Origin of the sequence: Actinomyces sp. zg328 (assembly GCF_009829635.1) — a bacterium.
Lineage (GTDB): Bacteria > Actinomycetota > Actinomycetes > Actinomycetales > Actinomycetaceae > Actinomyces > Actinomyces marmotae.
This window is the reverse complement of sequence record NZ_VWPE01000006.1, coordinates 43,510-63,502: the sequence shown is the minus strand read 5'-3', so window position 1 is coordinate 63,502 and position 19,993 is coordinate 43,510. Positions and strand designations below refer to the sequence as shown.

Annotated in this window: 15 protein-coding genes; 11 read left to right on the top strand and 4 right to left on the bottom strand. The window is 70.2% G+C overall.

What is annotated here, in order from left to right; all coding sequences use genetic code 11:
* The first annotated feature begins 127 nt into the window (after positions 1-127).
* From GVV75_RS04770 to GVV75_RS10100, 7 genes are all read left to right on the top strand, one after another.
* Entirely contained in the window at positions 128-1,105 is a 978-nt protein-coding gene (locus GVV75_RS04770) for an AAA family ATPase (protein WP_159624789.1), read from the top strand.
* A gap of 8 nt (positions 1,106-1,113) precedes the next feature.
* Positions 1,114-3,669, top strand: coding sequence for a S8 family peptidase (locus GVV75_RS04765; protein WP_159813731.1), 2,556 nt, complete (start codon positions 1,114-1,116; stop codon positions 3,667-3,669).
* 304 nt (positions 3,670-3,973) lie between these two features.
* Entirely contained in the window at positions 3,974-5,419 is a 1,446-nt protein-coding gene (locus tag GVV75_RS10445; RefSeq protein ID WP_159813729.1) for a L,D-transpeptidase family protein, read from the top strand.
* A 194-nt stretch (positions 5,420-5,613) separates the two neighbouring features.
* Positions 5,614-7,032 (top strand): trigger factor, encoded by a 1,419-nt coding sequence (gene tig, locus GVV75_RS04755; RefSeq protein WP_159813727.1) that lies wholly within the window; start codon positions 5,614-5,616, stop codon positions 7,030-7,032.
* Between the two features lie 259 nt (positions 7,033-7,291).
* Positions 7,292-7,939 carry a TetR/AcrR family transcriptional regulator gene (locus GVV75_RS04750; protein WP_166855744.1) on the top strand — a complete coding sequence of 216 codons (648 nt, stop codon included), beginning with the start codon at positions 7,292-7,294 and terminating at the stop codon, positions 7,937-7,939.
* Positions 7,936-8,796, top strand: a complete 861-nt coding sequence (locus tag GVV75_RS04745; protein ID WP_159718363.1) for an ABC transporter ATP-binding protein — start codon at positions 7,936-7,938, stop codon at positions 8,794-8,796. Before GVV75_RS04750 ends, GVV75_RS04745 begins: the two co-directional genes overlap by 4 nt.
* The gene (locus tag GVV75_RS10100) at positions 8,793-10,400 is read left to right on the top strand and encodes a fluoroquinolone export ABC transporter permease subunit (RefSeq protein ID WP_201288706.1); all 1,608 of its coding nucleotides are present in this window, start codon (positions 8,793-8,795) and stop codon (positions 10,398-10,400) included. The genes GVV75_RS04745 and GVV75_RS10100 overlap by 4 nt, the downstream gene beginning before the upstream one ends.
* A 43-nt stretch (positions 10,401-10,443) precedes the next feature.
* Here GVV75_RS10100 and GVV75_RS04735 read toward each other — a convergent pair whose 3' ends face one another.
* Both GVV75_RS04735 and GVV75_RS04730 read right to left on the bottom strand, forming a co-directional pair.
* Positions 10,444-10,785 carry a cupin domain-containing protein gene (locus tag GVV75_RS04735; RefSeq protein ID WP_159718365.1) on the bottom strand — a complete coding sequence of 114 codons (342 nt, stop codon included), beginning with the start codon at positions 10,783-10,785 and terminating at the stop codon, positions 10,444-10,446.
* 164 nt (positions 10,786-10,949) lie between these two features.
* The gene (locus tag GVV75_RS04730; RefSeq protein WP_236266061.1) at positions 10,950-11,762 is read right to left on the bottom strand and encodes a class I SAM-dependent methyltransferase; all 813 of its coding nucleotides are present in this window, start codon (positions 11,760-11,762) and stop codon (positions 10,950-10,952) included.
* A 287-nt stretch (positions 11,763-12,049) separates the two neighbouring features.
* Between GVV75_RS04730 and GVV75_RS04725 the strand changes: the two genes are divergently transcribed.
* From GVV75_RS04725 to GVV75_RS04710, 4 genes are all read left to right on the top strand, one after another.
* Positions 12,050-12,691 (top strand): ATP-dependent Clp protease proteolytic subunit, encoded by a 642-nt coding sequence (locus GVV75_RS04725; protein ID WP_159524559.1) that lies wholly within the window; start codon positions 12,050-12,052, stop codon positions 12,689-12,691.
* Between the two features lies 1 nt (position 12,692).
* Positions 12,693-13,391 (top strand): ATP-dependent Clp protease proteolytic subunit, encoded by a 699-nt coding sequence (locus tag GVV75_RS04720; protein WP_159813725.1) that lies wholly within the window; start codon positions 12,693-12,695, stop codon positions 13,389-13,391.
* A gap of 1,025 nt (positions 13,392-14,416) precedes the next feature.
* Complete coding sequence (clpX, locus tag GVV75_RS04715) at positions 14,417-15,718, top strand: ATP-dependent Clp protease ATP-binding subunit ClpX (protein ID WP_159524561.1); 1,302 nt, start codon at positions 14,417-14,419, stop codon at positions 15,716-15,718.
* Complete coding sequence (locus GVV75_RS04710; protein WP_159524562.1) at positions 15,715-16,041, top strand: chorismate mutase; 327 nt, start codon at positions 15,715-15,717, stop codon at positions 16,039-16,041. The genes clpX and GVV75_RS04710 overlap by 4 nt, the downstream gene beginning before the upstream one ends.
* A 62-nt stretch (positions 16,042-16,103) precedes the next feature.
* Here the strand turns inward: GVV75_RS04710 and GVV75_RS04705 are convergent, their stop codons facing one another.
* Positions 16,104-17,987, bottom strand: coding sequence for an AMP-dependent synthetase/ligase (locus GVV75_RS04705; RefSeq protein WP_159813723.1), 1,884 nt, complete (start codon positions 17,985-17,987; stop codon positions 16,104-16,106).
* A gap of 123 nt (positions 17,988-18,110) precedes the next feature.
* Positions 18,111-19,949 (bottom strand): AMP-dependent synthetase/ligase, encoded by a 1,839-nt coding sequence (locus GVV75_RS04700; RefSeq protein ID WP_236266065.1) that lies wholly within the window; start codon positions 19,947-19,949, stop codon positions 18,111-18,113.
* Positions 19,950-19,993 lie beyond the last annotated feature (44 nt).

The window sequence follows — 19,993 nt, the reverse complement described above, 5'->3', positions numbered from 1 at the left end:
CCATGACGCTGGTCTCGATGTTCCGTGAGTGGGCCGGGTGTTCGCTTCGGCGAGCCCGTCGGTCGTGTCGTGCGCCTGCCATAGGATGGTGATCGCAACTGTGGAGCCAGCGCGGGAGGAGGCGCCAGTGGCCGGTCATGGCTCGCACATCACGGCGTTGGTGCGCTCCCACGCTGCTGGGGATGAGGAAGCCTTCTACGCGGTCGCCCTCCAAGTGGCAGCTCGGGAGGCGCGCCAGGGGCATCACCGCCTAGCCGCTGACCTCAAGAAGGCGGTCGAGTCGTCCCGTCGTGCTGCTTCGCCTGCTCCGTTGGCTGCTGTGGCGACTCTGCCGCGTCCCCAGGGCGAGGCCGCCGACCTCGTCGAGGTGAGCAGCCCTCGAGCGCATCTGCGCGACCTGGTCATCAACGCGGACCTGGCCGGACAGGTCGCCCAGGTCATTCAGGAGCAGCGGCAACGAGCCGTCCTCCTCGAGCACGGCTTCGTCCCCATGCACCGGCTGCTTCTTGAGGGGCCGCCCGGAACGGGGAAGACGATGACCGCTTCGGTGATTGCCTCCGAACTGTCTCTTCCCATGTGCACGGTCCGCCTCGACAGCCTTCTCAGCAAGTTCATGGGTGAGACGGCCTCAAAGCTGAGGGTCATCTTCGATGAGATCGCCACACGTCGCGCAGTCTACCTCTTCGACGAGTTCGACGCGCTTGGCGGGGACCGAGCGGGCAACGACGTCGGAGAGGCCCGGCGCATCCTCAACTCCTTCCTCGTCTTCTTGGAGGGAGCCAGTGCGGAGTCCATCGTCATCGCCGCGACGAACCACCGCACCATCCTTGACCGCGCTCTCTTCCGGCGCTTCGACGCCGTACTGACCTACGCCCTGCCCACGAGCAAGCAGGCGCAGTCGGTCATGCGCAAACGGCTGGGCAGCCTGGTCAAGGGCGTCAGCTTCAGTGGTCTCAGCCCGTTGACGGACGGGCTCAGCCATGCAGACCTTGTCAAGGCGGCCGAGTCCGCCGCCAAGTCGGCACTTATGCGAGGAGATGACGGAGTGACCCGCAGTGATCTCGAGACAGCGCTCGTCGTACGTCGGTCGGCCAGTCTCGCCTGAGGACCACGATGTCCCCGGCTGCCGACAACCTCGACCACCTGCTCGTGCGCGATCGCGTCGAGCCGAAGAGTTGGGTGGCGCGCGGAGGCGGAGAGAGTGCGAGGCGCGCAGTGGATCGCGCCGTTCACGGGCAGCGGATTCTTGACGAGGTCGCGGGGGTGTTCGCGTCCACGGACGAGTCTCGAAAAGTGGATGATGTAGAGGAGGTTCTTCGTGCTACCGGCACGTACCTGACCCTTGAGGGGGAAGCGGCCGAGTTCCCCCTCCAGTTAGATCGTCTGACCTCCTTAACTGCGCACCGTAAGACGCTCAAGAAGCCGAAATGGATCCTGCTGTCCGTTCATGAGGCGACCGAGGTCTCCCCGGAACGTGCCGTCATCTGGGTGGCCGACGAGTTTAGATCTCATTTCCTTAAACTGTTTGAGGAGTATCTTGATCCTGAGAAGGATAGGTGGTCGAAGGACGGTAAGAGAAGTGCTCCGAAGAACAGTGGGTTGGTAGCCAATATCTCTCGGGTTCAAGGTGCTTTCTTGAGGGATCTGTGGACTTCTCAAGGAGAGCCGCCCGAGGAAGGGAAAGTGTGGTGGGAGTTATGGCTCGATATGCGCCGGGAACGTCCTGGACTCCTGGAACGGGTCCTGATGGCGTACAACCTGGAGACTCTCGACCGGCATGTCCGCGTCAAAGACTCGCTCGTCGTCCATGTTAATTCGACGTGGCGAGACCTCGGGCCGCTGACTGCTACTGATCTTCCTCTGACTGAGGTGCGCGTGCCTTCCTTCATCGACACGATCGAAGACCTCGATGTCGACGAACGGATGGAGTACGTTGTTGACCTCGCGGGCAGGGTGAGTGCGGCGAGTGAAGATGCTCCCGCGGTCTGTCATCTCGACACCGGCGTGTTCCGGGAACACCGGCTGCTCCGCTCGTCGCTGGCGAGCCGGGATCAGCATACGGCTGTTGGAGGACCTGGCAATGATGCTGATGGGCACGGCACGTCCATGGCGGGATTGGCGCTGTACGGTGACCATCTCGATGACCTCTTGCAGGGACTCGGGGGCGTCGCGTTGCAGCACCGCCTGGAGTCGGTGCGTATTCTGCCCGAACGACGTTCTGGGGTCGCGGGGGAGCCGCCACGAACCTATGCCGATACCACGATCGAGGCAGTCTCCCTTCCGGAGATATCCTCCCAGCGGCGACGAGCGTTCTGCATGCCGATCAGTGCCACCTCCGAGTCGAAGCCTGGGCAGCCGACCCTGTGGTCGACGGCGATCGATGCCCTTGCGGTCGGCACGGACATCGTCGTGAGGGGGAACGAGGTTGGCCTCATCTCGGCGCCGGACCCTGAGGCTGCCCGGCTTATCATCGTCTCCGCTGCTAATGTTGACCGCTATGACCAGGACCATCTGGCGAACTCCGATCTCCAGCCGATTGAAGATCCCGGACAGTCGTGGAACGCGTTGACCGTCGGAGCGTACACGGAGCTTGACTCTCTACCCTCGGATCCGACCTATCGCGGGTACCGCCCGCTGGCTCCAGCAGGTGAGCTCTCGCCTCACAGTCGGACCTCCCTGCTCTTCGGGGACCGGAGTTGGCCGATCAAGCCCGAGATCTGCCTGGAGGGAGGGAACGTGCTCTCTGACGGGCGGGGGATGTTCGAGCCTCGCCATTCGCTGCTCTCGCTGCGCTCCACCGGTCATCGAAATGACGTCGCCCTGACCTCGGCCAACGCGACGAGTGCCGCAACCGCTCAGGCGGCGAGACTTGCGGCTCTGGCTATGGCTCGTTATCCGTCGTACTGGCCGGAGACGATTCGTGGCCTTCTTGTGCATGAGGCCCAGTGGACGCCCGCCATGCGGCGCAGTCTTGATATCTGCGGCAAGAAGAGTGAGCGTGCCCGGCTGCTTCGTCGATATGGATGGGGAGTCCCAACCGAGGAGGCAGTTCTCTCTTCGTCCCAAAGTGCAGTGACGATGGTGGTTCAAGACCGGATCATGCCTTTTGCTGATGATTTCAAGATGCACCAGATGCGTCTACACTCTCTGCCGTGGCCGCGTGAGGTCCTCGAGAGTCTCGGCGATACTGATGTCCGACTTCGGTTGACGCTGTCATACTTCATCGAGCCGTCTGGCACGCGTCGTGGATGGAACGGTAAGTACACCTACTCCTCTCACGGGCTCCGATTCGATCTCCAGGAGTCGACTGAGAGCGTCGATGAATTTATTGCGCGAGTGAACAGAGGGGCCAGGGATGAGGAAGAAGGGGGTCAGGGGTGCTCCAATGATTCTCGTCGATGGTTTCTTGGGAAGCGGGCCCGGGGTGTAGGCTCATTGCATCAGGATGAGTGGGTCGGAGCAGGTGCTGAACTCGCCGCTTGCGGTCACGTTGTCGTCTATCCAACCGGAGGCTGGTGGAAGAACAATCGGAGGCAGGATCGATTGGACGTTCCTGTCCGCTATTGCCTCATCCTGTCTCTGGCCAGCGGCGAGCAGGGCGTCGACCTGTACACACCGATTGCGGTTGAGCTCGGCGTGCGCGTATCGACGACTGTTGGAGTGGGCTGACAGGTGGTCGCCCAGGAGCGAATCCTGAGCCGCAGGAGATGTTGCGTGCGTCGCCGCGAGGAGGCGCCGGCACCTTGATCTCGATGGTGACACGAGTTGGTCGGGCCCCTCCAGGATGAGGTCGATCTCGTGGCTGCCGCCCTTGGTGCGAAGGCGTCCAGCCTGCGTGGGCGGGGGCTGAGGGACGGCTGGCCTGCCCGGAGCGTGTCGCTCAATGGGGGCTGGCTGCCGCCCCGCGCCCCGTGCCGTGGCCCCTGACCAGGGTGAATATGGTGCGCGCGGGCGAGGCGTTTATCCTTTCGTCATGCGGCACGGCGCGAGGAATAGGCGAAGGCCGGGGTGGTGGCAGATCGTCCCCTCCTGCGCGCTCGTGCTCAGTGGGGCCGCGATGGTCGGCGGCTACGCGCGCGCCCACGACGACGTCGCCCTGCCCGGCACCACCGTCGCGGGGCAGGACGTCAGCGGCCTCGACCACGACGAGATCGTCGGCCTCGTCTCCAACCGCTTCAACGAGGCCCAGGTGACCATCCGCGTCGGGGGCAGCAGTCAGACGGCCACCCTCGCCCAGGCCGGGGTCGTTCTCGACGCCGACGCCACCGCCAGGGCCGCCGTCGCCGGCGCGGGCTCCTTCGGCCCCACCCTGCGATCGATCATCGGGCCCCGCGAGGTCATCCCCGCGGTCACCCTCGACGAGGACGCCTTCGCCGGCTTCCTCGCCTCCGCCCAGGCCCTGGCCGGCACCGCCCCCGTGCCCGCGCGGATCCAGCTCAGCGCCGACGGGACCGCCTTCGAGGTCGTCCCCGACTCATCCGGCACCGGCGTCGACGGCGCCGCCATCCGCGCCTCCCTGACCACCTCCGCCCGCTCGCTGAGCGGCGGAGACATCACCGTGGCCGCGGCCCCGCAGGAGGCCCCGACCACCACCTTCCACGCCAAGACCGCCGTCACCGAGGCCAACGCGCTCATCTCCGGCGCCGTCATCCTCACCGGCGCCGGCTCCTCCTGGACGGCGACCACCGCGGAGAAGGCCTCCTGGGTCACCACCACCGCCACCGATGAGGGGATGACGGCCCGGATCGACCCCGCCAAGGTCCGCGCCTGGGTGGACGCCCGCGCCGCCGAGGTGGACAAGGCGCCGGTCCCTCAGATCACCAATGTCGACGCCGCCGGCAACGACCTCGGCCTGGCCCGCCCCGGCCGGCCCGGAACGCGCACCACCAACGCTCAGCAGATCACCGACGGCATCGTCTCCTCCCTGAGAGCCGGGAACGATTACTCCGGGGCTCTCGCCTCCGAGCCCATCGCCCCCTCCGCCCGGACCCGTGCCGTCCCATCGGGCCCCGAGCGCTTCGCCTACCAGGCCGCCGACGGCGAGAAATGGGTCGACGTCAACCTCACCGACGACACGATGACCGCCTACGTCGGCACCACCGTCGTCCACGGACCCGTCAACATCAACCACGGCGAGGAATCCGGCGAGTGGGCCACCAAACTGGGCACCCACCACGTCTACCTCAAGAACGAGTCCCAGGACCTCGGCTGCGCCCCCGACTTCCCCTACTGCCAGAAGGCCGTCCCCTGGATCGCCTACTGGGATGGCAACTTCGCTATCCACGGCGCCCCCTGGGCCACCGATTTCGGCTACGACTCCGGCCAGGTCAGCCACGGCTGCGTCAACGCTCCCGTGGAGGAGGCCCGCTGGTTCTATGACTTCGTCGAGATCGGCACCACCGTCGTCACCCACGAATGAGTCCCGCCCGTCCCGGCGGGCGGGCCGCCGTCGGGACGGGCCCGGTGCCGGTTGTGCCCAGCGCCATAGGCGGGGGCTCCCGGCTGTTTTCACCGCTCACCGGCGAGTGCCATAGGATGACCGGGATTGACGCCATCCATGGGCGTCCGCCGGACGACGGCGCACCTGCAACCCAGCATTCGGAGTAGATCCCCGTGAAGAGCACTGTCGAGAACCTAGACCCCGCGCGCATCAAGCTGACCGTGGAGGTCCCCTACGAGGAGCTCAAGCCCAGCCTCGACGCCGCCTACAAGGAGATCGGCTCGCAGGTCCAGATCCCCGGCTTCCGCCGCGGCCACGTCCCCGCCCGCATCATCGACCAGCGCGTCGGCCGTGCCTCCGTCATCCAGGAGGCCGTCAACGCCGAACTGCCCAACCGCTACCGCGACGCCATGGCGGAGTCCGGCCGCGTGCCGCTGCTCCAGCCCGAGGTCGAGGTCACCGAGCTGCCCAACGTCACCGGCGCCAACGGCGGCCAGCTCGTCTTCACCGCCGAGGTCACCGTGCGCCCCGAGTTCGACCTGCCCGAGCTGGACGGCGTCGAGTTGACCGTCGACGCCGTCGAGGTGGGCGAGGAGGACATCGACTCCGAGCTCGACTCTCTGCGCGCCCGCTTCGGCTCGCTGAAGTCTGTGGGCCGCAAGGCCAAGACCGGTGACTTCGTCACCATCGACCTGACGGCCGTCATCGACGGCGAGGAGGTCGACTCCGTCTCCGGCGTCTCCTACGAGATCGGCAAGGGCAACATGCTCAAGGGCCTGGACACGGCCCTGCGCGGCCTCAAGGCCGAGGAGTCCGCCACCTTCACCACCGAGCTCGCTGGCGGCGAGCACGCCGGTGAGGAGGCCGAGGTCACCGTCACCGCCTCCGCCGTCAAGCAGCGCGAGCTGCCCGAGGCGGACGACGAGTTCGCCCAGATGGCCTCCGAGTTCGACACCATCGCCGAGCTGCGCGAGGACCTCGCCAAGCAGGCCACCAACCGCAAGACCGCCGACCAGGCCGTCGCCGCCCGCGACGCCCTCCTCGACCTGCTTCGTGAGAAGGTCGACTTCGAGGTCCCCCAGGCCGTCATCGACAACGAGATCACCCAGCACCTGGCCGCCGAGGGCAAGGAGGGTGACGAGGAGCACGCCGCCGAGATCAGCGACGACGTCGCCAGCGGCGTGCGCGACCAGATCATCCTCGACGTCCTCGCCGAGACCCTCGACGTGCGCGTCGACCAGAGCGAACTCCTGGACTTCCTCTTCCAGACCGCCCAGCAGTACGGCATGGAGCCCGGCCAGTTCATGCAGGGCGCCCAGCAGGCCGGTCAGATCCCGGCCTTCGTCTCCGAGCTCGCCCGCAACAAGTCCCTCGCCCTGGCCCTGCGCCAGGTGACCGTCAAGGACTCGGCGGGCAAGGAGCTCGACCTCAGCGAGTTCATCGGCTCCGATGAGGCCGACGCCGCCGCCATCGTCGACGAGGTCGAGCGCGTCGCCACCCCGGCCGACGCCGCCCAGAAGAACGGCTCGGCCGGCTCCTCGCCGTCCAGCCCGTCATCGGCCTCCTCCGCCAGCGCCGCCAGCGCCGAGTGAGCTGAACGCACCGCATCATCCCCGTGGGGCCCGGCACCGTCTCGGTGTCGGGCCCCACGCGTGTGCTCAGCGCCTCCATCCCCGCGAGAACTGGTGTTGTTCCCCGCGAGAACTGGTGCTGTTCCTGACGAGTTCGCTCGGCTGCGCGCCCCGCGCCCCGGAGCACCGTGCGTCCCTTGCCGTACGGCGAGCGCGCGGACTACCGTATGACTCATCAGTCATATGACTGGCAAGTCATACGGTCGCAAGGAGGCCCCTCGTGCCCACGCCCACCTTCGCCAACCTCCCCGAGGACAAGCGCGCCCGGGTCCTCAACGCGATGAAGCACGAGTTCGCCACGTGCTCCTACACCCGCGCCTCCGTCGACCGCATGACGGCCGCAGCGGGCATCTCCAAGGGCAGCTTCTACCAGTACTTCGAGGACAAGCGCGACGCCTACGCCCACCTTGTGGGCGGGCTCATGCGCGACCGGCTCGCCCTCGTCGACACGCCCGTGCCCGAGGCGAGCCTCGAGCAGGTCCTCACCGGACTCGTCCGCGGCAGCCACGGCTTCCAGGCCCGAGACCCGCTCGGCTGGTCCGTGCTCGCCCGCGCCTTCGCCCCCGACTCCCCACTCGACCCGGCCGCGCTCACGCAGGACGACACCGATCTCATCCGCTGGGTGGAGCGGGCCGTGCGCCGCGGTCAGGACGACGGCGAGCTGCGCGCCGACGTCGACCCCGCCACCGCGGCCTGGGTGCTCGTCCACGTCATGGCCGGCCTGCCCGACCACGTCATGCGCCGCTTCGGTGTCACGGCCGAGCAGGCGGCGACGGACGGCAGCGCCTTCGACCGGCCCGAGATCGCCGCGGTCGCCGCCGACACCGTCACGCTGCTCACCGCCGCCCTCGCCCGGGAGGAGCTGTGAGCGCCCCGGCCCCCGCCGTGGCGACCCGGGGGCTCGGCTTCACCTACCGCGGGGCGCAGCGCCCCGCCCTGGAGGACGTCGAGCTCACGGTCGAGGTCGGCGAGGTCCTCGGCCTCCTGGGGCCCAGCGGTGCGGGCAAGTCCACCCTGCAGCGGGTGCTCATCGGCCTGCTGCGCGGCTACACGGGCACCGCCCGCGTCCTGGGGCGGGAGGTCTCGTTGTGGGGCAGGGAGCTGTACGAGGCCGTCGGCGTCGCCTTCGAGCGCCCGGTGTCCATCGGCCGGCTCACCGTCCGGGAGAACCTCGTCTACACCGCCCGCCTGCACCCCGGGGTGACCCGCGACCCCGACCAGCTGCTGGAGGCCGTGGGACTCGACGACGACGCCGCCACGCGGGCCTCCGCCATGAGCAAGGGCATGGGCGTGCGCCTCAACGTCGCCCGGGCCCTGCTCGCCCGTCCCCGTCTCCTGTTCCTCGATGAGCCGACGGCGGGCCTGGACCCGGCGGGCGTGGCCCGTATCGAGCATCTCATCGCCCAGGAGCGCGAGCGGGGGTGCACCATCGTCGTGACGACCCACGACATGGTGCTGGCGCAGCGCGTCTGCGACCGGGTGGGCTTCGTCGTCGACGGCCGCCTCGTCGAGCTCGGCGCCCCCGAGGTGCTGCGCAGGCGCCACGGCTCGCGCCGGGTCCTCCTCGCCTGGGACGGGGGCGACGGGGCCTACCCCCTGGACGGCCTGGCCGACGACGAGCGCTTCCACCGCGACCTGCGCGAGCACGAGGCCCTGTCCCTGCACAGCCAGGAGGCGGACCTGGGCGCCGTCTTCCGCCACGTGACGGGACGGGACCTGCGATGAGTGCGCCGGCACTGCGCCGCACGGCCGTGACGGTGCGCCTCAACCTGCGCCTGCAGGCCGCAGGCGGCTACTGGCTGGTCGTGGTGGTGGTCGGCCTCGTCGGCGCTCTGCTCCTGCGGGGGCTCGCGGCGCTGCCGCCCCGGTGGTGGCCCGTCCTGCTGCTGGGGGAGATGACGATCACCTGCTTCTACTTCGCCGCCGTCCAGGTCCTGGCCGAACGGGGCGAGGGCTCCCTCATGTGCCGGGCCGTGAGCCCGATGCGGGTGGGGGAGTACCTCGCCGCCCTCGCCGCCTCCCTCGTCCTGCTGGCCGTCGTCGAGTCGGCGGCCCTCGTCCTCGTCTCGGGGACGGCGGTGGCCTGGCCCGCTTTCCTGGCGGGCGTGGCCCTGCTGGCGGTGCTCGAGGTCCTTTACGGGGCCGTCGCGGTGGCCGGCTACCGGTCGGCCGCGTCCTTCCTGCTGCCCTCGGGGGTGTGGACGATCGGCTTCGCGGTGCCGGTCCTGCCGCTGCTGGGGGTGGCCGAGGGCTGGTGGGGTTACTGGCTCCACCCCCTTCAGGGGCCGGTGGTCCTCCTGCGCATCGCCTTCGGGCAGGCGCCCGCGGCCCTGTCCGTTCCCGCGGTGCTCGCAGCGGCCATCTGGTCCCTGGTCGGTGGCGCCGTGGCGGGCCGGCGGCTGCGCGGTGCGGTGGTCGACGACGCCGGGGGGAGCCGGCGGCGCGCCGCTGGGAGCGCGGCGCGCTGGGACGATATCGCGAGCGGCAGCCCGCGCCGAGCGCCCCACCGGCTCTGCCCGCGGAGCCGGCATCCCTCGGGCCTCCCGGATCTCCCGCTCCGCCTGCGGCGCCCGGGCGGACGGCGGCCGGGGACGGTCGGGGTGCTGGCGGCGCTGGTCCCGATGGACGTGCGCCGTCTGGCGCGCGACGACCTGCTGTGGTGGCTGGCCCTGCTGCCGCTCGTCATGGTCCTGGCGGTGCGCCTGGGGGCCGAGCCGCTGGCAGGGATGCTGCACGCCCACGGCCTGGACGGTGAGGCCTGGCTGGCGCTGCTGACGGGCCTCGTCCTCACGGTGGTGCTGCCCGTCATGATCGGCACCGTCGTCGGGTTCATGCTGCTGCAGGACAAGGAGGAGGCGACCTGGCAGATGATCGCCGTCACCCCGCTGTCCCTCCACCGCTACCTCGGGTGGCGGGCCGGGCAGGCGGCCGCCGTGAGCGTGCCCGCCGTCGCCGCGGGGCTGGCATCGTGCGCGGGCACCGGGTGGGCGCGCGCCACCGCCCTGGCCCTGGCCTGCGCCCCGCTGGCGGCCGCCACCGCCCTTGCCCTGGCCGCCTTCGCCACGGGCACGGTCCAGGGGGTGGCCGCGGTCAAGCTCGGCCTGCTCGTCCTCGTCCTGCCGGTCCTCGATCACGCCGGGGGCGGGGGACAGGCGCCGTGGTTCGCCGTCGTGCCGACGTGGTGGCCGCTGCGGGCCCTGGCCGCCATGGGGGAGGGCGCCGCCTGGCTGCCCTGGGCGGCCGGGGCCCTCGGCTGGGGGACCGCCCTGGCGGCGGGGTGCCTGTGGTGGGCGGGGCGCAGCCGGGCGCCGCAGCGCACGGCCCCGTGAGACCGGCCCGCACGGGTCCCGCCGGCGCCCGCCCGCAGCGCGCTCACTGGCCGCCGACGTCGACCATGACGAGCTGCATGCGGCAGGCGGTGACGGCCGTGAGGGCGTGGCGGTCGCCCGGGGCCAGGTAGACGACATCGCCCGCCGCCAGGCGCTCGGTCCGCCCGCCGACGCAGAAGTCCATCTCGCCCTCCAGGAGCGTGACGACCACCGCCTTGGGGGAGGCATGCTCGGTGAGCAACTGGCCGGCATCGAAGGTGAAGATCACGGTGCGCAGGACGTCGTTGTTGACCACGACTCGCGACGTCGTGGCCTCCTCGGAGACGGGCAGGGCCTCGTTGAGGCCCAGGCGGAACAGGGATTCCGAGACGGGCGTGGTGGGCATGGTGGGTGCTCCTTTCACGGTCGGGGGTTGGCGGATGGGTGAGTGGACGGGTGGATGGGGCGCGCGGGCCCGGCGTGGCTGGGCCGGCGTGGCGGGCCCGGCGTGGTGGGCCCGGCGTGGCGGGCCCGGCGTGGTGGGCCCGGCGTGGCGGGCCCGGTCCGCCCTCAGGCGGAAGCGGGCTTGCGCGCGACGATGCCGACGGCGCTCAGCAGCTCGCCCTGTGCCCGGAAAGTCTCCCGCATCGCCTTGACGCGGTCCAGGGCCCCGGGCGTGCGCCGCACGGCGCGCCAGAAGCGGAGGGTCCCGACGATCCCCTCGTCGGCGATGAGGCGGCGGGGCTCGAGCAGGCGCATCGGGGCCGTCCCGGTCCACACGACCTCCAGCCCGGCCTCTGTCAGGAGGGCGCGCCACTCCTCCTCGGGCAGCGGCCTGGCCCCGACCTTGATGATCCGGGACAGGCGCTTGCGGGCGGCCTCCCTCTCCTCCTCCCCGCGATCAGCGCGCAGGGCCAGTTCGTGGATCGCGTACCGGCCCCCGGGGGCCAGGATCCTGGCGGCCTCGGCGACGATCGCCCTCTTGCCCTCCTCCGACTGCATGGTCAGCATCGCCTCGCCGACAACGAGATCGGCCTCGCCCGTGGGGAGCCCCGTGTCGGCGGCATCGGCGACGACGTAGTCGGCCCGCGGGTGCCCCGCGAGGACGGCGGCCACCTGCTCGCGGCCCTCTGGGTTGGGGTCGACGGCCCTGTAGGAGGCGGGGGAGGATCTCAGGAGGATCTCGGCGGTGCGGCCCACGCCCGGCCCCAGCTCGACGATGCGCTGCCCCGGGTGGATGTCAACGGCCTTGAGGAGGCGGCGGGTGAGCTCGATGCCGCCGGGGCGCAGCACCCGCTTGCCGAGCTTGGCGAGCAGCCAGTGCCCCTGCATGCGCGAGGCCTCGGGTCCTTGGCGCTGGCCGTGGACCGCAGAGGCGCTCATGCCCTCGTCCCGGGATGGGTGATGCTCCGCCGCCATGATTAATCCCCTCGACAGTCGTGAAAAATGAGAATGAGGTCAGACTAACCTGATCCCCGGGCCCGTGCTACCCCTCCGGTGAGGGGGCGGGCCAGTTCCAGGGCGCGGGTGGGCGCATGATGGCGCTACCCCTCCGGTGAGGGAGACGGCCGCCCGGCGAACCCTGTGCCGTGAGCGAAAAGGCCACGGGGGCGGGCATGGCGCTTCGCCGCCTCGCGTTAGCGTTGACCCACCGACACGAGAGGACAGACGTGAGCGAGTTCCACACGCGCCCCGGCGCGGCCGCCGCCCCCAGTGCCCATGAGGGCCAGGGCGCGGGGCTGGGCCTGACCGACTCCATCTACAACAGGCTCCTCAAGGAGCGCATCATCTGGCTGGGATCGGAGGTGCGCGATGACAACGCCAACGCCATCTGCGCCCAGATGCTGCTGCTGGCCGCCGAGGACCCCGACAGGGACATCTACCTCTACATCAACAGCCCTGGCGGCTCGGTGACCGCCGGCATGGCCATCTACGACACCATGCAGTATGTCCAGCCCGACGTCGTCACCGTCGCCACCGGCATGGCCGCCTCCATGGGGCAGTTCCTGCTCAGCGCCGGAGCCAAGGGCAAGCGCTACCTGACCCCGCACGCCCGCGTGCTCATGCACCAGCCCTCCGGCGGCGCCGGTGGCTCCGCCACGGACATCCGCATCAACGCCGACCTCATCATCAAGATGAAGCAGGAGCTCGCCGAGATCACGGCCGCCAACACCGGCCACACCGTCGAGGAGATCATCGCCGACTCGGACCGCGACCACTGGTTCAGCGCCCCCGAGGCCCTCGAGTACGGCTTCGTCGACCACATCGTGCGCTCCAGCCGGGAGATCGGCCACCAGAACGGGGAGAACTGATATGAGCACTCGTCCCTACTTCGAGGCCATCGCGCGCCAGATGGGCCCCGCTGCCGCGGTCGGCGCTGCGGCCGCCATGCCGCAGTCCCGCTACGTGCTGCCCCAGTTCGAGGAGCGCACCGCCTACGGCTTCAAGCGCCAGGACCCCTACGCCAAGCTCTTCGAGGACCGCATCGTCTTCATGGGCGTCCAGGTCGACGACGCCTCCGCCGATGACATCATGGCCCAGCTCCTCGTCTTGGAGTCCCAGGATCCCGATGGGCTCATCACCATGTACATCAACAGCCCCGGCGGCTCCTTCACGGCGCTGACCGCCATCTACGACACGATGCAGTACATCAAGCCGCAGGTGCAGACCGTCTGCCTGGGCCAGGCCGCCTCCGCTGCCGCCGTGCTGCTGGCCGCGGGCAGCCCGGGTAAGCGTCTGGCCCTGCCCAACGCCCGCGTGCTCATCCATCAGCCCGCCATGGAGGGCGTGCACGGCCAGGCCAGCGACATCGAGATCGTCGCCGACGAGATCGACCGCATGCGCGCCTGGCTGGAGGACACCCTGGCCTCGCACACCGGCCGGGACCGCGACATGATCCACAAAGATCTGGAGCGCGACAAGATCCTCACCGCCGCCGCCGCCAAGGAGTACGGGATCGTCGACCAGGTGCTCAGCCCCCGCAAGGCCGCGCCCTCCCCGCACTCGTCCTGACGCCCCGTGGCGCTCGATGGGTGCCATCGGCCCTGAGTGGTGCCATCAGCCCTGAGCGGTGCCATCAGCCCTGAGTGGTGCTGATTCCACCCACAGGTGCGTCCTCCCCGCACCAGTGGGTGTGGATGGCACCGCTCGGGGTGGATGGCACCGCTGGGTATGGATGGCACCGCTCGGCGCGACGGGAACCGACTGGTGTGCCCTCCCCGCATTCCTCCTGGCATCCCGTGGCGCTCGATGGGTGCCATTGGCCCTGAGTGGTGCTGATTCCACCCACTGGTGCGTCCTCCCCGCACCAGTGGGTGTGGATGGCGCCAGTCGGTGTGGATGGCGCCGCTCGGCGCGGCGGGAACCGGCTGATGCGTCCCCCGCACTCGTCCTGACGCCCCGTGGTGCCCGATGGGTGCCATCGGCCCCGAGTGGTGCTGATTCCACCCACAGGTGCGTCCTCCCCGCACCAGTGGGTGTGGATGGCGCCGCTCGGCGCGGCGGGAACCGACTGGTGCGTCCTCTCCGCACTCGTCCTGACGTCTCGTGGTGCCCGATGGGTGCCATCGGCCCTGAGTGGTGCTGATTCCACCCACAGGTGCGTCCTCCCCGCACCAGTGGGTGTGGATGGTGCCGCTCGGCGCGGCGGGAACCGACTGGTGCGTCCTCCCCGCACTCGTCCTGACGCCCCGTGGTGCCCGATGGGTGCCATTGGCCCTGAGTGGTGCTGATTCCACCCACTGGTGCGTCCTCCCCGCACCGCTCGGTGTGGATGGCACCAGTCGGGGTGGGTGGCACCAGTCGGGGTGGATGGCACCGCTGGGTGTGGATAGCACCGCTGGGTGTGGATGGCACCGCCCGGCGCGGCGGGCACCGCCCGGCGCCCCGCCACCGGGTGGGTGATCGCTCAGGGGCTCGCCGGGCACGGCCCTCGCGCTGGGACGCTCGACCTAATAGGCTGGCGGCACCCCGTTCCCTGATACCAGCGTCGCTCCCCGCGCCGCCTGGGAGCGGACCCGACGACACTAGGGGGACACGTGCCACGCAATGCTGAGAGCGTCGACCTGCTCAAGTGCTCCTTCTGCGGCAAGAGCCAGAAGCAGGTCAAGAAGCTCATCGCCGGCCCCGGGGTCTACATCTGCGACGAGTGCATCGAGTTGTGCAACGAGATCGTCGACGAGGAGCTCGGCTCCGGCTCCGTCGGCGTGCCCCTCGAGCTGCCCAAGCCGCAGGAGATCTTCGATTTCCTCAACGGCTACGTCATCGGCCAGGAGGGCGCCAAGCGGGCCATGAGCGTGGCCGTCTACAACCACTACAAGCGCGTCCAGGTGCGCGAGCGCGCCGTCGCCGAGGGCGACGGCCTGGAGCTCGGCAAGTCCAACATCCTCCTGCTCGGCCCCACCGGCACCGGCAAGACGCATCTGGCCCGCACCCTGGCCAAGCTTCTGGACGTCCCCTTCTGCATCGTTGACGCCACCGCGCTCACTGAGGCCGGCTACGTGGGGGAGGACGTGGAGAACATCCTCCTCAAGCTCATCCAGGCCGCCGACGGCGACGTCAAGCGCGCCGAGAAGGGCATCATCTACATCGACGAGATCGACAAGATCGGCCGCAAGGCCGAGAACCCCTCGATCACCCGCGACGTCTCCGGCGAGGGCGTCCAGCAGGCCCTCCTGAAGATCATCGAGGGCACCACCGCCTCGGTCCCCCCCGGGGGCGGGCGCAAGCACCCCCACCAGGAGTTCCTCGAAATCGATACGACGAACATCCTGTTCATCGCCGCCGGCGCCTTCGCCGGCATCGAGGAGATCGTGCGCGCTCGCCAGCGCAAGGAGGTCGGCGCCCAACTCGTCGGCTTCGGCGCGACCCTGGCCAAGGACCAGGCCAAGGACGTCTTCACCTCCCCGGTGCGCCCCGAGGACCTGCACACCTTCGGCCTCATCCCCGAGTTCATCGGCCGCCTGCCCGTCATCGCCACCGTGCAGGACCTCGGCGTGCCCGAACTCGTGCGCGTCATGACCGAGCCCAAGAACGCCCTCGTGTCCCAGTACCAGTACCTCTTCGGGCTCGACGGCGTCGAACTCGTCTTCACCGACGAGGCCATCGAGGCCATCGCCGCCAAGGCCCTGGAGCGCAAGACCGGCGCGAGGGGCCTGACCTCCATCGTCGAGGAGGTCCTGGGAGAGGCCATGTTCGAGGTGCCCTCCATGCCCGAGGTCGGGCGCGTCGTCGTCGACGCCGATGCCGTTGGCGGCACCGCCCGCCCCCGCTACGAGGCCGGTACCGGCTCGCTCAGTTCGACCCGCAAGGCCGAGCACGGCAGGAGCCGGACCGCATGAGCGCCTCCGAGGCCGTTGAGCGGGACATCCCCGGGGTTCCCGCCGACCTCGCGCGCTACCGCGTCACCATCGACAATCTCGACGCCGCCCTCGTCCACCTCCTCGCCGAGCGCTTCCGCTGCACCCAGCAGGTCGGCGAGCTCAAGGCGCGCCTCGACCTGCCGCCGGCGGACTCCGAGCGGGAGGCCCGCCAGGTAGCCCGCCTGCGAGCGCTGGCCAAGGACTCCGGGCTCGACCCCGTCTTCGCGGAGAAGTTCTTCGCCTTCATCGTCGCGGAGGTCATCCGCCACCACGAGGAGATCCGCGACGAGCTCTCCGCCTGAGCGGCCCTCCTGGAGCCCGCCTGAGCGGCCCTCCTGGAGCCCCGGGCCCGGGCACGCCCGCCTTAGGCCACCGGCCTTCTGTAGAGCGCGTCGATCTCATCGGCGAAGCGTTCCAGCGCCGCCGCCCGGCGCACCTTGAGCGAGGGCGTGAGCAGGCCGTTGTCGATCGTGAAATCGCCCGGCAGCACCGTGAAGACCCGAATCGACTCCGCCCGCGAGACGGCCTCATTGGCCCGGGCCACCGCCCGTTCCAGGGCCGCGCGCACGCGCGGATCGCTCACCGCCGACACGGGGTCGAGATCCTCGATCCCGTGGGAGGCGAGCCACAGAGGCAGCATCTCCGCGTCCAGTGTCACCAGGGCGCCGATGCAGGGGCGGTTGTCGCCCACGACGAGCACCTGGCTGACCAGCGGGTGGCCGCGCAGCCGGTCCTCCAGGACCGCCGGGGCCACGTTCTTGCCCCCGGCGGTGACGATGAGCTCCTTCTTGCGGCCCGTGATACGCAGCGAGCCGTCGTCCTCGAACGCGCCGATATCGCCCGTGCGCAGCCAGCCGTCGGCGGTGAGTGCCTCGGCCGTGGCCCCCGGGTTGGCGTGGTAGCCCCGGAACAGCCCGATGCCGCGCACGAGGATCTCGCCGTCGTCGGCTAAGCGCAGCTCAGTGCCCGGCATGGGGCCGCCAACCGTACCGATCCGCATGCTCGCGGGCAGGGTGACGGCGCAGGGCGCGGCCGTCTCGGTCAGGCCGTAACCCTCCAGGACGGTCACCCCCGCGCCCCGGTAGTAGTGGCCCAGCCGCTCCCCCAGGGGGCCGCCGCCGCTGATGACATGCGTGACTCTCCCGCCCAGGAGCGCGCGAAGCTTGGAGAACACGAGCCGGTCGAAGACCCTCATCTGCGCCCGCAGGCCGCGGCTGGGCCCCTCCGGGGTGTCCAGGGCGCGCGAGTAGGCGATCGCCGTCTTGGCGGCCAGGCGGAAGACCTTCTGCTTGTTGCCGGTCGAGCGCGCGTCCGCGGCGTTATAGATCTTCTCGAAGACCCTCGGCACGGCGACGACGAAGGTGGGGGAGAAGGTCGCCAGGTCGTCCACGAGGTGCTTGACATCCGGGGCGTGGCCCATGACGCCGCGCTCGGAGCACACGATGGCGATCTCGATGAACCGCCCCAGCACATGGGCCAGGGGGAGGAACATCAGGGCGCGCACCTCGTCGGCGCCGAGCACCTCGGGAACGTGCGCGCAGGCGTTGACGCCCAGCTGGAAGAGATTGCCGTGAGTGAGCTCCACCCCCTTGGGGCGCCCCGTGGTGCCCGAGGTGTAGACGATCGTCGCCAGGTCGGCGCTGGTGAGCGCGGCGGTGCGCGCGTCGAGCCCGGCGCGGTCCATGCCTTTGCCTGAGGCGATGAGATCCGTGATAGCGCCGCGCGACAGGCACATGACCCGCAGCTCCGCCAGGGCGGCCTGATCGGCGCCCCGCGAGCGGATCGTCTCGATCATCTGCTCCATGACGGCGTTCTCGACGACCACCAGCCTCACGGAGGCGTCGGTGAGGATCCACTCGGCCTGCTCGGCGGAGGAGGTCTCATAGATCGGCACCACGACGAGGCCCGCCTCCCAGGCGGCGAAGTCCAGAAGGGTCCACTCGAAGCAGGTGTGGGACATGATCGCGATCATGTCCCCGGGGCGCAGCCCGAGTGACATGAGCCCGGCCGCCACCTCGCGGACCTGGGCCTGGAACGCCGCCGCGCTCATGGGGATCCAGTGGCGCCCGACCGAGGGCCTGCGGGCGACGAGCGGGGCCGATGGCGAGCGGCGCACGCGCTCGGCCAGCGCCCACGGGGCCGTCATGCCGTCGTGGACGGGTGCCGCCAGCGGGGTGGATCTGGTGGTGCTGGCAGCGTGCTGCTGGGGGTCCGCCGGCTCGGCGCCGGGGTGCGCGGGGCTCGTCATGGCCCCATCATCGCCCGCCGAGGCGCTCGGCGGGGCCCGAACATGGTCACGTACGTGCCCCACGCCCCGCCAACGGCCCCGGGAGTCGCCCCTGACCGGCGGCTTCCGCTGATCGTGAGCGCGTCAGGCCTGTGGGCCCCGGAGCTTGCCGGCGTAGATGGAGGCGACGGCGTCGGCATGGGCCTCCATGACGGCGGCCCGCTTGACCTTCAGCGAGGGGGTGAGCAGGCCGTTGGCCTCCGTGAAGTCCGTGGTGAGCACGCGGAACTCGCGGATCGACTCGGCCCGGGAGACCGCCTCGTTGGTGCGGGCCACGGCGCGCTCCAGCGCGGCGAGCACCTGCGGGTGGGACGCGGCCTCGACCACGCCCATCTCCGGAAGGCCGTGATTGCGCAGCCACTGGGACAGCATCTCCGAGTCCAGCGTGATGAGCGCGGAGATGAAGGGCTCGTTGTCCCCCAGGACGAGGACCTGGCTGACCAGGGGATGGCCGCGCAGCCGGTCCTCAAGGATCGCCGGGGCCACGTTCTTGCCGCCCGCGGTCACGATGAGGTCCTTCTTGCGGCCGGTGATGCGCACCCAGCCGTCGTCGTCGATGGCCCCGATGTCACCGGTACGGAACCAGCCATCGGGGGTGAAAGACTCGGCGGTGGCGGCGGGGTTGTTGTGGTAACTCCGGAACACGCCCAGGCCCCGCACGAGGATCTCCCCGGTCTCATCCACCCGCACCTCGTTGCCGCACACGGGCGGGCCCACGGTGCCGATCTTGTTGCGCGCGTCGAGGTTGACGCAGGTGGGGCCGATCGTCTCGGTCAGCCCATAGCCCTCGAGGATCTCCAGGCCCATGCCCCGGTAGAAGTGCCCGAGGCGCTCACCCAGCGGCCCGCCTCCAGAGATAGCAAAACGGGCGTTGGGGCCCAAGAGGGCGCGGATCGCGCGGTAGACGAGGCGGTCGGCCAGCGCGTGCGAGGCGGCCAGCGACCTTGAGGGGCCCATCGGGGTGTCCAGCGCGCGGGAGTACTCGATGGCGACCTTCGCCGCCCAGCGGAAGGTCCGCAGCCTCATGCCGCTGCCCGCCTTGGCATCGGCGGCGTTGTAGATCTTCTCCAATACGCGCGGCACGGCCAGCACATAGGAGGGCCCGAAGGCCTGAAGGTCCGGCAGGAGGGTCTTGACGTCCGGGGTGTGCCCGAGCACGCCCTGTCCCGCCAGGGACAGCAACTCCAGGCAGCGCGCGTAAGAGTGCGCCAGCGGCAGGAAGAGCAGGAGGCGCGTGTCCGGGCGGTTGAGGAGGTCCGGGATCCAGTGGACGCCGTTGTGCGCCAGGCCCGCCGCGTTGCGATGGGTGATCTCGACGCCCTTGGGGCGGCCCGTCGTGCCGGAGGTGTAGATGATGGAGAAGACGTCCTCGGGGCGCACGGCGGCCGAGCGGTCCTCGACGACGGCCCGCGAGATCGCGCGCCCGGCGGTCGTCAGCTCGGTGAGGGCGTCGCGGTCCAGGGACAGGACCCGGGGGCTCGCGGCGCCGGGGTCGGCGGCCGAGCGGGCCTTGATGGCGGCGTCCACCACGAGCGCGTGGCCGGAGGTCTCGGTGATGACGAGGCGGACGTCGGCGTCGCCGAGGATCCACTCGATCTGCTCGGCCGAGTCGGTCTCGTAGATGGGCACGGAGACCAGCCCGGCGCGGGCGATCGCCATGTCCAGGAGTGTCCACTCGTAGCAGGTGCGGAACATGATCGCCACGCTCATGCCCGCCTCCAGGCCCAGGCCGATGAGCCCCGCGGCGATCCGGGCGACCTCCTCGCCGAAGGCCCGGGCGGTGATCGGCGTCCACGTGCCCAGTGAACTGCGCCGCTCGATGATGGGCCGCTCCGAGGTGCGCGCGATGCGGTCGGCCAGCAGCCAAGGGACGGTCCACTCCGACGCGGTGTCTCGGCTGTCGCAGGTGCCGGAGGCGCCCATGGTCAGGGGGCTGGAGGCGACGCCGTCGACGACGGCCGTGGCCC